Raw genomic sequence first — 14866 nt, forward strand, 5'->3', positions numbered from 1 at the left:
GCTACTAATGGGCATTATTTAAGCTAAGTTAAAGTTATCTAATACTTTCCATTTTTCATCTTTCTCATCGTAATAAACTAAAGAAAGTTGTTCAATTGTTTCTTTATAATCAATACCCGCTAATTTCAATTGTCCATAAATATCTTCGAACTCTTGGCTTGTTAGTCCTTGCGCAATTGTGAAATGTGGTACAAATGAGTGATCTGGCACGCCATGAAAATCACCATTGTTAAATTTGTAGAATAATTTTTCTAAAGTTTCAGTTTTTTCAACTTTAAAATAAATGACATTGGTAATCGGCGCGAAGTTCGATGCTTTTGTTGCATGAACATCAACTGCTGGTATACCCTCAAGTCTAGATTTAATTGTCTCTTTGACAGATTCTAAATCGCTATCTTTTATTTTAAATTGCCCCTTAATCGTGATATGCGGCATAATTGACGCATAGTGAGCATCATAACGCTTACGATATGCATTCACTTCATCTTGAAACGCTTTTGACGGAATTAATGCTAATCCTAAAATCATTTAAATTCCTCCTTTGTTTAACATAACTACATTATATCAAATTTCTGAAAAATTCGTTACTTTAAACTAAATTTTATTCAGATTATTAAAATGAAATATTATCTGACAAAAAATACTTTAGCAAATCATCGAGTAAATGCTTCCATGATTTCCATCTATGGCCGCCTTCAAACTCTATGTAATGATGCGTGAAGTTATTTGCTTCAATAATGGATTTCAGTTCACGGTTAGGCGTTAGAAAATCTGCACGTTTACCGTTTGTTGGTAACTCAAAGTCTTCTTCTTCTAAACCAACAGCATGCCATATTGTTAACTGTTCTTGAAATTGACATCGTTCAATTAAAGTCTGAATCACTTCATCATGTTGTGGACTTAATAAACCGACTTGACTAAAAATTCTTGGATAAGATAAAGCAGTCATTAAGGCTACGCTTCCAGCTAAACTATCTCCAAGTAATATACGCGCATTACCTACTTTATATGTAGGAAACGTTCGATCAATGAAAGGTAAAATTTCGTTCGCTACCGCTTTAACTGTTAAATGCGTACGCGCTCCTTGTGGATGAAATTCAGCACGGCGTTTATCAACGTCTTCATAATGAAAGCCAACGAAGATTGCTTTTTCAATTTCATTCGTTTCACGTAGATTTTCATAACTTCTATGAATTCTTCCAAAACTAAAAAAATCTAAACCATCAAAACAAAATACAACTTTATACTTAAATAATTCTGAAAAATCTTTTGGTAAGTAAATAGATAGTGTGACATCTCTTTCTAATAATTCGCTAGGAAAACTAATTTTATTAATTCTTCCTGGTTGAAAATCATACATAAATAATGCGCCCCCTAGTAGTCTTAATGACATTGTACCAAGAGACGCATTATTTTAAAATATTTCAACTTAATTTTTATAAATTGAATACTGAGTTATTCCTCAAAATTTTCTTCTTTTAGGCGTTTAGGATAATCTTTGTGCCAGAAGACAGCATTAGGTAATTTCTTAGGATCTGGTTTATAAATTGCTTTTTTACCTGATCCAAGGTCGTTCTTCTGTTTCTCATAATCTTTCAAAGCGTTAATTGCAGGCTTATGCAATATCCAAATAGCAATGATATTTAGCCAAGCCATCATACCTACACCTAAATCACCCATCATCCACGCTAAGTCAGCAGTTTTAACTGCACCATACACTGTAGCTGCAATGAGAACAGTTCTAGTGATATTAATATAAACAAAAGTCATTTTTTTCGAACTTTTTCTAGTTAGATACGTAATATTGGTTTCAGCAATATAGTAATATGCCAATATTGTTGTAAAGGCAAAGAAGAATAGTGCAATCGCAATGAAGTATGACCCTATTCCTGAGAATGCAGGATCGAATTGATAACCACTTCCTTGGAAAGCTTTATCAATACCAGCTTGCGCGTACATTGCTGTACCAGAGTAATCTTTATCTCCATTCGACGTCTCTACAAAAACACCATTATCTTTAATCAAACTGGATTTACCGTCTGACATGTCAGCATTACCAGTGACATTATATGTACCTGAAAGTAAAATTATTAAACCTGTTGCCGTACACACAAAAAGTGTATCAATATATACTGAGAATGATTGTACTAGACCTTGTTTAGCTGGATGAGATACTTCTGCTGCAGACGCAGCATGTGGCCCCGTCCCTTGACCTGCTTCATTGGAATATAGACCTCTTTTAACACCAATTTCAATCATTGCCCCAACGATCCCACCAAATGCTGCTTCAAACCCAAACGCAGATTTGAATATTAAAGCAAATAGCGCAGGAACTTGTTCAATATTAATAAATATAATAACAACTGCCATTAAAATATATAAAATTGCCATAAACGGAACAACTGCTGTTGCAGCGTTTGCAATCCATTTAATACCACCGAAAATAATTAAAGCAATTAATACTGCCAAAATTGTTGCGACTATCCATGGATCAAAACTAAACGCATTTTTCATTGAACTAGAAATTGCGTTGGATTGAACACCTGGTAATAATAAACCTACTGAAATTACTGTTACTACAGCAAAGATTAAACCATAAATTTTACCGAGTTTACCTTTGATACCATATTCGATATAGAATGCTGGTCCACCTCGGTATTGCCCCTTTTCTTCCCTTTTATAAATCTGACCGAGTGTAGATTCAATAAATGCACTACCAGCTCCTAAAAATGCTGATGCCCACATCCAGAATATTGCACCAGGACCACCAATGAATATGGCAGTTGACACCCCTACAATATTACCAGTACCTACACGACCTGCTAATGATAGTGCAATCGCTTGGAAACTGGATATACCTGTAGGTGATTTCTCCCCTTGAAACATTAGACGTATCATTTCTTTAAAATGTCTAACTTGGAAAAAGCGTAACATAAATGAAAATAATACCCCCGTAAGTAACAAACCATAGACTAAAGGCTTGCTCCATACAATATCATACAACCACGTAAGTAAACTCTCTAACATAACGTATCCCCCTTGTTGTACCATTATGTATAATGATATTTTTTATCATTATACACATATAAAATATTCCGCGCAACGCATTTCATAAGTTATCTTTTTCACAAATTATATATTTTCGATTGTGAATTAATAATAAAAATTTTTAATGACTTAAATTCTCCATCGAAATAATTTTACACTATTTAATGCATTATGTGACTTTACTTAATATTCTATAAAGTTATTTGAATCGATTTAATTATTCATCGAATTGACATCAATTTTTATCTTTTGTTCTGTAGCTATTTGAGATATACTGAATAGTACTTCAAATACGATTTTTTAGGAGGAAAAGTCCTATGCTTAATAAGGTTTGGTTTAGAACAGGTGTTGCCTTGCTCATCCTGTTTTTACTTATCAAATTAGTAATGGAAGTCCATAGTGTATTCACACCATTTATTGTTATTATTCAATCGGTATTGTTACCACTGTTACTTAGCGGCTTCTTATTCTATGTCTGTTTACCTTTTCAAAAAATTCTTGAAAAATACAAAGTTCCACGTTGGGGTAGTATAACAATTATCTTGATTGCGTTAGTTATTATTATAAGCAGCTTTGTAGGTTATATTGCACCGCTGATAATAGATCAAATTTCAAAATTAATTAAACAAATCCCAGCTCTACAAAATGAAATTCAAAGCATTGTTAATTTTGCTTTAGATCAAATGGAAAGATTACCAGCAGATGTAACAGACAGAATTAATAATATGATTAAATCAATGAGCGATGGCGCTACTAGTATATTATCTAATTCATTAGGGTTTGTGACATCATTTATTTCTACTATGTTTCTACTTATCATGGTGCCATTCTTCCTAATTTATATGCTAAAAGACCACGAAAGATTCATTCCTTTTATTGCAAGATTATTTAAAGGGGATAGAAAAGTATTCGTAGTTGAATTATTAAAAGACTTAAATGAAACAGTTAAATCTTATATTCAAGGTCAAGTAACTGTAAGTATTATTTTAGGTATCATTTTATATATTGGTTATTCTATACTAGGACTTAACTATACATTATTACTTGTTATGTTTGCCTGTCTTGCCAATATGATTCCGTTCTTAGGCCCTTGGATGGCATTTGTACCAGCTGGAATCATTGGCATTATACAAAGTCCAACAATATTTATTTGGGTCTGTATCATTACACTGATTGCACAACAGCTAGAAGGAAATGTCATTACGCCAAATGTTATGGGTAAATCTTTAAACATCCATCCATTAACAGTCATTGTTGTAATTTTAGCAGCAGGTAACCTTGGTGGTTTTGTACTCATTCTTGTAGCAGTGCCACTATATGCTATTATTAAATCTATCGTCCGTAATGTATTCCGGTATAGACAACAACTTATTGAAGCAGCTAATAGTGATGTCAAAGATTAGCTCGTTTATAAAATCAAAAATCCATTATTATTTAACAAAAAAAGCTGAAAGATTCTTTTAATGTAAAAGACCTTTCAGCTTTTTAGTTTGCCATCAATGTACCATTTTCATAGTTTAAAAAAACACCTCTAACGTGCAATGTTAATTTCTACACATTGCATGTTAGAGGTGTTTTGATTATTATTTAACGATATGATAACCACTGTCAACATGAATGTTTTCACCAGTTACTCCACTAGAGAAATCACTTAATAAGTATGCTGCAGTTTTACCTACTTCTTCTTGATCAACATTACGTTTTAATGGTGCGCGTTCTTTTATCTCATTTAAAATCGTATTGAATCCGCCTACACCTTTTGCACTTAAAGTACGTATTGGTCCTGCTGAGATTGCATTTACACGAATATTGTCTTCACCTAAATCTAATGCTAAATAACGGACATTTGCTTCTAAACTTGCTTTAGCTACACCCATAACATTATAATTTTGAACAGCAAATTCTCCACCTAAGTAAGTTGTAGCTACGATACTACCACCTTCAGGCATCAATTTTTTAGCTTCACGTGACACGATTGTTAATGAGTACGAACTTATGTCTTGCGCTAATAAAAAACCATCGCGAGAAGTATCTATGAAACGACCACGTAAATCTTCCATGTTTGCAAAAGCGATTGAGTGATAAACACCATTAATGTTTCCGACTTCTTCGCCAATTTTCGCAAAACCGTCAACAACATCTTCATCTTTTTGAACATCAATTTGGTACATATGATGTGTTTCTTGATTCAGTTGTGCTACTAATTTTTCCAACTCTTTTTTACTTCTATCTTTACGATATGTAAATACTAAATTTGCACCTAATTCATCTAATACTTTAGCTACTCCAAATCCGATACTACGTTTATTAGCAATACCCATAATGACAAACGTTTTATTTTTTAAATTAAACATGAGAATAACTCCTTTATTTAAGTTTTCATTTTAAACCGATTCGAGAAATCATCAGAAAGCTTTGGCTCATTGGCTCGATTCCAATTCCAATATCCTTTATTTTAACATTGGTTTAATTGTTTAAACAGTTTTTTTGCTATATATAATTTATTTAATAAATATCTACACCTTCTAATGAATAAAAGATATTTTCAACCTATGTATAAAAGTAAGGCGTCAGAGGTATCAAAACATAAAAAACACTTTTTCAACTTAACGCTATACTCTTTACTAATAATAAAATTCTAATTCACGTTTCAATTCATCCACATATTCTTTAGACCCAGTTACAATCACTCTATCTCTATAACGTAATTGTGTATCACCATGAGGTACGATAGACTCATTATTTCTAATGATACGTACAAAGATAATATCACCATCGAATGGGAAATTACGTAATTGAATTTGGTCATATTGATGATTTAACATTGCAATTTCATATAATGAAGTTTCAACATTACTTAAAAGATTAAGCATGTTTGGTGTTTCAATTAGACCTTTCAGTAATATCTTGTTACTCAAATAGCTACTGAATACTTCTATGCCTTCTCTTTGTAGTTCAATATCACTAGAACTTGATTCTAACCTACAAATCACTCGTTTAACGCCACGTTCTTTAGCCATTAAAGCAACTTTTCGGTTTATATCATCATCATTAGTTGAACAGACTACAATATTTCTTTCAAATAATCCTAAACGTTCCAACAATTCTTCTTCATAATCTGCAATTTCAACCATAGAAATTGCATCAGAAAGCTTGCGTTTATCACTTAAATCATTTCTATAATAAAGTGAAACTTGATAAAGTTGTGAAGTTAAATTTTGAGCGATAGGTATTGTTAATTGATTTTTACCGATTAAGCTAACTTCAATTTGTCTTGTTGCTTCATCTGGCATTGGGAACATCTTTTTAAAGACAATAGGTACAAATACACATGTAATAACTGCACTTAGTATTAAAATACCTGATATTTCACTAGAAATAGTACCTAATTGTTCAGCAATTTTCGCCGATGCGATTACTAAAGACAATGTTGAAGTTAGTAGAAAGGCCGAAGAAATTGTAGTTTTCATATCAAACCATCTACGTATATAAAACACAGGAACTAATTTCGAAATTAAAAATGCTAATATTAAAAAGGGTATTATTAATAATAACGAAGGTTCTTTAATTAACTCTGGAATATTTAAATCTACCCCTACCATTATAAAAAATATAGGAATAAAGAAACCATAACCAAATGAGTCTAACTTCTCTACCATATCTTCATCTGGACCTAAGAGTGATACAACGACACCAGCTAAAAATGCCCCAAGTATATTTTCAGCTCCTACGCCTTCTGCTAAAGCTACTAACAAAATAATCAATGCAAAGACTGCACGTATTCCAATTTGTGTCGTACCATCCATCAACATTTGTAGGAACTGCGCTTTCTTGAAGATGCCTCCTAAGAAATAAAAGATTAGCGTAAATACTACTAAACTACCAATTAACCAAAGTGATGTACTACCAGAAGCATGTATCGCACCATAACCTGTAAGTAATATCATTGTCACTAAATCTGCTAATACAGCAACAAGTAAGATAAATTGTCCTATTGTAGTACGCATAATGTTCATTTCTTTTAAAGTTGGTACTACTACACCTAATGAAATTGTTGAAATAATAATTACCATAAGTAAGACATCATCAATTAAACCAAACCATTTAAACATATAAGCAAATACAATTGAAATAATCATAATAGCCATAAATACAATAACTGCTAATTGTAAATGCCCAGGTTCTTGTTTTTTAGATTTTTCTTCTTGTGCAGTCGAACTTTTATCTTTTTTAAATGCTTTAAAATCTATTTCTAAACCACTTAAAAACATTAAAAAGATAAATCCTAAAGTGGATAAAATATTAAGCATCGCATCGCGTTCTACTAAATTTAAAAATGAGTGACCAATGACGATCCCCATTAATATTTCAGCAACTACGACAGGTAAAAAACTAACACGTAGTCTATTGACTAAAATTGGTGTTAAAAATGCCGCTAATACAACGACAACAAGCGATAGAAATTCCATATAACCCTCCTACGTTAAATAAGCCATAAATGACGTTGCTAAACCAAAATAAATTAACATACTTACAATATCGTTAATTGTTGTAATAAAAGGTCCACTCGCCACTGCGGGGTCGATTTTCAGTTTATCCATAACTAACGGAATCATTGAGCCTACTAATGTACCGACTGTCATTGCTATCGTCAAACTAGCGCCAACAATCACTGCTAATATTGGTTGACCATAAAGTATTATTATAATTAAAAATAGCAATATTGAGCAAATTAAACCACTTAAAAATCCGCTTCCTGTTTCTCTCAATGCTACTTTGAATTTACTTTGCTCGTAAATTTCACCAGTTGAAATATTACGCACAGAAACGGCAAGCGATTGCGTTCCAGAATTACCTGACATCCCACTTATAATGGGAATAAAGGCAGCTAATAATGCCACTTGCGATAAAGTATCTTCAAAAGAGCCTAAAATTGTGGCAGTAATCATACCTAGAAATGTTAATATGATTAACCAAGGCAAGCGTTTTCTAGCTGTTTTTATAATGGAATCATTGGTTGCATCAACATCTGACACACCAGCTAAGCGTGAGTAGTCTTCGCTAGCTTCTTCATCCATAACATCTAAAATATCATCGATAGTAATAATACCAAGTAAATGATCTTGATAATCTACTACAGGCATAGCAATAAAATCATAATCTCGCATTTTTTGAGCAACATCTTCTTGATCATCTGCCGCATTTGCACTGATTACACGTTCACTCATAATATCTTCTATATATGCATCATTTTCAGCCACAATCAAGTCTCTTAACGAAAGTACACCAGCGAGTTGTTTATTATCATTCACTGTAAAAATAACATAAATTGTTTCGGCATCTGGTGCTTGTTCTTTTACATGCATCATTGCTTCTTTAACTGGCATTGTCGCTTTTAAAGAAATATACTCTGTCGTCATGATACCACCAGCAGTATCTTCTTCGTAGTGTAGTAATGCTTTGATTTCTTTAGCATCTTCACGTTTCATTAATGTGAGCAAGCTAACAATTTTTTGCTTAGATAACTTATTCATTATATCTACAGCATTATCATAAGACATGTCTTCTAGCACTTTACTCGCATATTCGGCATCCATAGTGTCAAAAAGTGATTCATATTCATCTTCGTCAATTTCTAATTGCTCAAAGAAATCAGCTACTTCTTCTGGTGATAATACTTCAAATATTCTTTGTCGAATTTCTTCATCACTGTCTTCAAAGTATTCACTTTGTTCATATGTATGCATCGCTAAGAATTCTTTTCTGAATTCATCGATATGATTTTCAAACAACAATTTATCTAGCAATGCTTGATCATATACTTGTTCATCTTCTAAAGTGATTGAATCCTTTTCATTAGCCAATGGCCCCACCTCCATGAATGTTAAAAATTATATCATATTAAATATAGATTCTATTGCGCTATAATCATCATTTATTTCAAGCTTTTTATACGTAATTGGATGAATAAAAGATACACGTACACAGCGTAATAATTGATGTGTATATATTGGATGCTTTTCTCCGTATAAATCATCGCCCACGATTGGATGTCCTATATGTTGAAAATGCACACGTATTTGATGTGTCCTACCAGTTAATAAATGTACTTCACTCAAACTATAATCTTCAGAATATTGAAGGCATTTAAAACGTGTTCTCGCTTCTTTACCCTTCACATTGACTTGGCGTTGAATAATACTAGATGGATCCCTTGCAATAGGTGCATCAATTAAGCCTTCACTTTTCAAATTACCATGGCATATACATAAATATCGCTTATCAACCTGTGTTTGAGACATTAGATGATGTATGAATCCATGTTTGGTAAAAACAACGATGCCAGATGTATTCCGATCTATCCGAGTAACGATATGAGGGGTAATTGAGAGGGATGACTGCTTAAAATATCCTAATACTTGTTCGACTAAACTCAAATGTTTATGATCTCTCGAGGGTGCACAATTTTGAAGTGCAGGTTTCGATACAACAAGTAAATATTCATCTTCATATAAGATATTCAATCTATCCGTAAATGGCAGCAAATTCGAACTTGGCGTTTCTTGCCCTAAATGAACTTGAAGCACATCGCCAATTTCCAACTGCTTTCTGACTGTAACTGGCTGTCCGTTAACAACTAAAGCGCCATTATGTTTAATGGCGCTTATAGTCCGCTTAGAATAGTGATTTTTTTGTAAAAATGTTCTTACCAATTCTGGAAATTCAATATCATATGTGAATTTCATTACTCATCTTCCTCACTAGAGATAAAGGAGTCATGTACTCTTTTCCAGAAAGGAAATGGTCTAAATCTAGCAAACCTTACTTTTTCATTTGCTACTCTAAATTGTATAGCATTAACATTTTTATGTTTAATACTCACATGATCAATAGTAGTTAATATCGTGTCATGGTTTACAGGTGTTATCAAACACGTATGGTGTTTCGGCAATACTAAAGGCGAACCTACAGTTCTAAACACTCTATTATTAATTGATGCAATTTCTGCAATTTGCATTGCTTCTAGAGATGGATGAATTAATGCGCCACCTAGGGCTTTGTTATATGCCGTTGAACCTGATGGTGTAGATACACATAAACCATCACCTCTAAATCGTTCAAATTGATTACCTCGTATATTCACATCGACCACTAAAGTAGATCCATTTTCTGTTTTCATAGTTGCTTCGTTTAAAGCTAAATATCTTGTTTCGTAACCATTATCGTTATAACGCACAATAATTTCTAACAAAGGATATTCTATGACTTGGAATTCTGAATTATTAATTTCAATAATTAACTTTTCTACTTCATGTGGTAACCAATCCGCATAAAATCCTAAATGACCAGTATGTACCCCTACAAACGCACAGCGAGATAACATGTGACTATATTGATGGAAAGCTTGTAACAATGTCCCATCACCACCCACTGATATAACTATCTCTGGGTTGTCTGGGTCTTCAACCATTTGAAAATCTTTCATATGGTTAATCATTTTATGTTTCAGTGCATTCGATTTTGAATCACCTTTAGATAATATCGTATAACGCATGATTACACCCCCTAGTCATTATTGTGTTTCTTAGAGCGTTTTTTAGAATAATATTTTTGGGCTTCTTGAATTTCTTCTTTGATTTCCGACATTTCTTCATCAAGTAAAAACGCTGCTTCTGCTGCCCGTTCAAGGCGATGTTGAATCTCAGGTGGGTAATCTCCATCATATTTATAACGTAATGTATGTTCAACAGTGGCCCAAAAGTTCATGGCTAGCGTTCTGATTTGAATTTCTGCTAATATTTTCTTTTCTCCCTTTAGTGTTTCAATAGGATATTCAATAATAACATGGAATGAACGGTAACCACTTTGTTTGGTATTACTAATGTAATCTCGTTCTTCCACAACTTTAAAATCTTCACGTTGTCTTAATAAATTAACTACTACTTCAATGTCATCAACAAATTGACACATTAAGCGTAATCCTGCGATATCATACATTTCTTCATGTAATCGATCAAACGAAATTTGACGCTTATTTGCTTTATCAATAATGCTAGTCATTGGTTTGACACGGCCGGTTACGAATTCAATTGGCGAAGCATTGTCTTCTACTTCGTATTGTTTTCTAAGGCCTTTTAATTTAATTTTCAATTCGTCCACTGCTTGTTTATATGGAGATAAAAATTGATCCCATTGATTCATAATGCCTCACTCCGCTTCACTCTAATTCGAAAGTATCTTCTACAACGGAAACAAACTCTTTACCATAATTTAAATTACCTTGTATGTTATCCAATATGTAATTAAATTCCCTTTCGAACTGCTGTAATTCTAATTTATCATTTATTATTATTTTCTTACCTTTATTTTCATGTAGCATAGACCAAGTTTCTTGAACAAAAATTAAATATGAATACGATTGTCCATCATCCAAGATGTATGCAAAACTATAATTATCACTGTCAACAAGCATTTGTCCTGCTTCTTCCAGACCTTCTGTAGACGCTTCTGTATAACAATTAATACTATCTTCTGTTACTTTAATTTCATTTACATAAATACGCATGCTTGTTCCTCCTTATTCTCCATCATTTTAACATAATTCTATCGTACATAACACGTTACAAGTCTAATGTTATGACAACAATTTAGCATAATACCTGAAGTATTTTTAATTTTAAAATGCAGTTCAATTTAAATTATGTCGTAAGTGTTTTAAAATAAATCATTATATGCTTAAAAGGAGTGTTTCTCGTGGCAACTAACAATGAAATTGAATTCAAACAATTATTATCTCAATCACAGTACCAATCTATATATAATAAGTATTTCCCAGAGATGCAACCCTTCAGTCAGACAAACTATTATATAGATACTGAGCAATTTGATTTACGCTCGCATAAGTCTGCATTGAGAATACGTGTAAAAGATGATTACTATGAAATGACCTTAAAGATACCTGCCGAAGTTGGCTTGATGGAATATAATTTTGAAACACATGTTATACCCGAACTAAATAAAGAATTAGTCGCGAATGATTTACCATTAGAAATCACCGAACAATTAAATAAAATGAATGTTGACGTTAATCAGCTTGTGATTCTTGGTGCTTTGACTACTTCACGTTTAGAAAAAGAAGTTCAAGGCAATTTACTCGTCTTAGATAAAAGTGACTATTTAAATTATCAAGACTATGAATTGGAATATGAAGTTGAAGATTATGATGATGGTTTAATTCAATTTAAAATGATTCTTGAAGCATTCGACATTAAACATGAAACACCCGAAAATAAAGTTCAAAGATTTTTCAATCGTAAATCAAATTTGAACAATAACTAATTGTACGCAAGTTTAAAAAGTCGAATTACTTCCAAATGTAAATATTCGTGTTATATTAGTTATATATTAAGAGAATATGGTGATAAAATGGCACAGACACCTTACGAAATCATTGGACATGACGCATTATATAAGATGATTGACCATTTCTATTTCTTAGTGGAAAAAGACGACAGAATTAACCATTTGTTTCCTGGAGATTTTCAAGAAACAAGTAGAAAACAAAAACAATTCTTGACTCAATTTTTAGGTGGACCAAGCCTTTATTCAGAAGAACATGGTCATCCAATGTTAAAAAGACGTCATATGGAGTTTATAATAACAAACAACGAACGCGACGCATGGCTTGAAAATATGTATAGTGCTATTCAGCATGCAGATTTCCAAGCGGGTGTCGGCGATTATTTGTATGAAAGATTACGTTTAACAGCGAATCATATGGTTAATACCGAAAACTAATTGTAGGTGAAATGTACATGACTGAAGAATTAAAATTAATACATGCTAATAGTCGTGAAGATGCGAATCTTTCACCTGTGAGTAAGATAGAAATTTATTCTTTTTTCGACCCATTCAGTAAAGATTGCTTTAAATTGTCAGCAATTCTCTCCAAATTGCGTATAGAGTATAAGCAATATATCAGTATAAGACATATATTAAATCCATCTTTACGTGTCTTAACTAAATGCCAAGCGCAAAGCACATCGGACTTAGATAATATTGCGCTCGCATATAAGGCTGCTGAACTTCAAGGACGCTTACGTGCAGAACGTTTTATACACCTTGTACAAAATGAAATTATACCAAAACGAGATATAATCACTGAATCAATGGTCAATAATTGCATAAGTAACGCAGGATTAGATTACGAAGTCTTTAAAGAAGATTTGCATAGTAGCTATTTAAAAGAAAGCTTACAAGTAGACTTGCATATTGCACGAGAAATGGAGATTGAAGAAGCACCTTCACTCGTATTCTTTAACGAAGACGTTCACGAAGAAGGTTTGAAAGTTGAAGGTCTATATCCTTATCACATCTATACGTATATCATAAATGAACTAATTGGAACACCTATTGAAAAAAAATTACCGCCTACACTAGAAGGTTATATACAACAACAGCAATTAGTTACTAAAGAAGAGTTACTTACCATTTATGAATGGCCTGAAAAATTAATGAATAAAGAGCTTAAAAAATTAGCAATGCAACAAAAGATAGAAAAACTTAAATCTCCAGATGGAAAATTTTGGAGATCTAAAATTTGAATGTGCAATAAACAGATAACCACATTTTTTAATAAATAAAAAGATAGCCTTTAGGGCTATCTCATAATGCCAACAAAGTCTCAGGCTTTGTTGGCATTTTTTTGTGCATGCTTTTCGCTAGCGCAGCTTTACTCTATAATCTTCTTCTAGTGCTTTTCCGCAAGTATCGGTCCAAATCACCATTTATATTTCAGGAGTGGGACATACCACATGTCTCGACCTCAATTTTTATATTGGCAGTGGTTGACTGAATTCAAAATGCGCTTATATCAAGCTTTTAAAGAACTGCTACTTCATTTTTGAAGACAAGTAGTTCTTATGCAAGAGATTAAGTTCTTTTATTCCATTTTCTAGTCAGCTGAGCGAGGCTGGGACAGAAATTTTATTAGAAAATTTAAATTTCTGTCCCACTCTCATCTCACTATAGTTTTCATTATTATTTTATTTCGCAAATACAGCAAAACGTTGTTGGATGTGTTGTGCTTCTAATACTTCATCTACCATTGCTTGAGCAAAATCTGCATAACTTACTTTTGAACCAATAACTTCGTCTGCACTCAATTTATATTCTCCAGTTTTCTCACCATCATATTGAAAATCTGGCGCTGGACAAACAAATGTCCATTTTACATCTTTTCGTTTTTGTATTTCTTCTAGTGTTTTGATTTGTGCTTGGCTAATCTTTTTAAATTGTTCAGGAAAATCCGGTGAGTCTATCAACTTCAGCGTATGTGCTTCATCTACATATAAACTACCTGCCCCGCCAATAATTAACAAACGCTTGTTGCTGTTGCTTACTAAATCACCTAGATGTTTCATTGATTTACTATGTTCATCTAATTTATTTTCATCAGATTGTCCAAAAGCATCGATAACTACGTCAAATTCTGCAATGTCAGCCGTTGTTAAATCGAACAAATTTTTTTGAATCACTTGATCTGTTACTGTTTTATTTGAACTTCTTACAATAGCAGTAACATCTAATCCTCTATCGTAAGCTTCTTTCGTAATGAGTTGCCCTGCTTTACCATTTGCTGCTATAACTGCTAATTTCATATATTCAACCTCTTCCTTGTATTAATTTTAAGTACAAGTTAATTTTATAGTTTTACTTTTTTAAAGTCAAACGAATAGTTATTCATATTTTTGAATTTAATTAAAAAAGGGTATAAAAAAACGCCGTGTCTGATTACACGGCGCTAAACAAAGGGGAT

At 32.6% G+C, this 14866-nt stretch carries 15 protein-coding genes; 4 read left to right on the forward strand and 11 right to left on the reverse strand.

The genetic code is table 11. The features are described from left to right. Positions 1-18: 18 nt before the first annotated feature. From NSR03_RS07750 to NSR03_RS07760, 3 genes are all read right to left on the reverse strand, one after another. The gene (locus NSR03_RS07750) at positions 19-528 is read right to left on the reverse strand and encodes a YjcG family protein (protein WP_069821013.1); all 510 of its coding nucleotides are present in this window, start codon (positions 526-528) and stop codon (positions 19-21) included. Positions 529-613: 85 nt separating this feature from the next. Beyond that, complete coding sequence (locus tag NSR03_RS07755) at positions 614-1360, reverse strand: esterase family protein (protein ID WP_021339503.1); 747 nt, start codon at positions 1358-1360, stop codon at positions 614-616. Positions 1361-1455: 95 nt separating this feature from the next. Further along, positions 1456-3027 (reverse strand): alanine/glycine:cation symporter family protein, encoded by a 1572-nt coding sequence (locus tag NSR03_RS07760; protein WP_046465157.1) that lies wholly within the window; start codon positions 3025-3027, stop codon positions 1456-1458. 338 nt (positions 3028-3365) lie between these two features. Here NSR03_RS07760 and cozEa point away from each other — a divergent pair, with 338 nt between their 5' ends. Further along, complete coding sequence (gene cozEa / locus NSR03_RS07765; protein ID WP_046465156.1) at positions 3366-4451, forward strand: lipoteichoic acid biosynthesis protein CozEa; 1086 nt, start codon at positions 3366-3368, stop codon at positions 4449-4451. A gap of 180 nt (positions 4452-4631) precedes the next feature. Here the strand turns inward: cozEa and fabI are convergent, their stop codons facing one another. The 7 genes from fabI to NSR03_RS07800 form a co-directional block, all read right to left on the reverse strand. Next, complete coding sequence (fabI, locus tag NSR03_RS07770; protein ID WP_046465155.1) at positions 4632-5402, reverse strand: enoyl-ACP reductase FabI; 771 nt, start codon at positions 5400-5402, stop codon at positions 4632-4634. A 270-nt stretch (positions 5403-5672) separates the two neighbouring features. Then, complete coding sequence (locus tag NSR03_RS07775; protein WP_002508089.1) at positions 5673-7517, reverse strand: monovalent cation:proton antiporter family protein; 1845 nt, start codon at positions 7515-7517, stop codon at positions 5673-5675. 9 nt (positions 7518-7526) lie between these two features. Beyond that, a complete protein-coding gene (gene mgtE / locus NSR03_RS07780; protein WP_021339500.1) occupies positions 7527-8912 on the reverse strand; it encodes a magnesium transporter in 1386 nt (461 codons plus the stop codon). Positions 8913-8939: 27 nt separating this feature from the next. Continuing rightward, on the reverse strand, positions 8940-9794 hold the full coding sequence (locus tag NSR03_RS07785; protein WP_069802057.1) for an RluA family pseudouridine synthase: 855 nt from the start codon (positions 9792-9794) through the stop codon (positions 8940-8942). Beyond that, the gene (locus NSR03_RS07790; RefSeq protein WP_002508092.1) at positions 9794-10603 is read right to left on the reverse strand and encodes an NAD kinase; all 810 of its coding nucleotides are present in this window, start codon (positions 10601-10603) and stop codon (positions 9794-9796) included. The genes NSR03_RS07785 and NSR03_RS07790 overlap by 1 nt, the downstream gene beginning before the upstream one ends. Positions 10604-10614: 11 nt before the next feature. Beyond that, entirely contained in the window at positions 10615-11250 is a 636-nt protein-coding gene (locus tag NSR03_RS07795; RefSeq protein ID WP_002508093.1) for a GTP pyrophosphokinase, read from the reverse strand. Between the two features lie 16 nt (positions 11251-11266). Then, positions 11267-11614 carry a UPF0738 family protein gene (locus NSR03_RS07800; protein ID WP_021339499.1) on the reverse strand — a complete coding sequence of 116 codons (348 nt, stop codon included), beginning with the start codon at positions 11612-11614 and terminating at the stop codon, positions 11267-11269. Positions 11615-11802: 188 nt separating this feature from the next. On the opposite strand from NSR03_RS07800, the gene NSR03_RS07805 reads away from it, so the two are divergent. The 3 genes from NSR03_RS07805 (at position 11803) to yjbH (ending at position 13652) form a co-directional block, all read left to right on the forward strand. Next, positions 11803-12387 carry a CYTH domain-containing protein gene (locus NSR03_RS07805; protein WP_046465153.1) on the forward strand — a complete coding sequence of 195 codons (585 nt, stop codon included), beginning with the start codon at positions 11803-11805 and terminating at the stop codon, positions 12385-12387. A gap of 87 nt (positions 12388-12474) precedes the next feature. After that, on the forward strand, positions 12475-12846 hold the full coding sequence (locus tag NSR03_RS07810; RefSeq protein ID WP_002512240.1) for a truncated hemoglobin YjbI: 372 nt from the start codon (positions 12475-12477) through the stop codon (positions 12844-12846). A gap of 17 nt (positions 12847-12863) precedes the next feature. Continuing rightward, a complete protein-coding gene (gene yjbH / locus NSR03_RS07815; RefSeq protein ID WP_046465152.1) occupies positions 12864-13652 on the forward strand; it encodes a protease adaptor protein YjbH in 789 nt (262 codons plus the stop codon). Between the two features lie 441 nt (positions 13653-14093). Here the strand turns inward: yjbH and NSR03_RS07820 are convergent, their stop codons facing one another. Then, positions 14094-14708: an NAD(P)-dependent oxidoreductase gene (locus tag NSR03_RS07820; RefSeq protein ID WP_046465151.1), complete on the reverse strand. Its 615-nt coding sequence runs from the start codon at positions 14706-14708 to the stop codon at positions 14094-14096. Positions 14709-14866: the final 158 nt, after the last annotated feature.

It is taken from the genome of Staphylococcus sp. FSL W8-1207 (genome assembly GCF_038003745.1).
GTDB lineage: Bacteria > Bacillota > Bacilli > Staphylococcales > Staphylococcaceae > Staphylococcus > Staphylococcus equorum.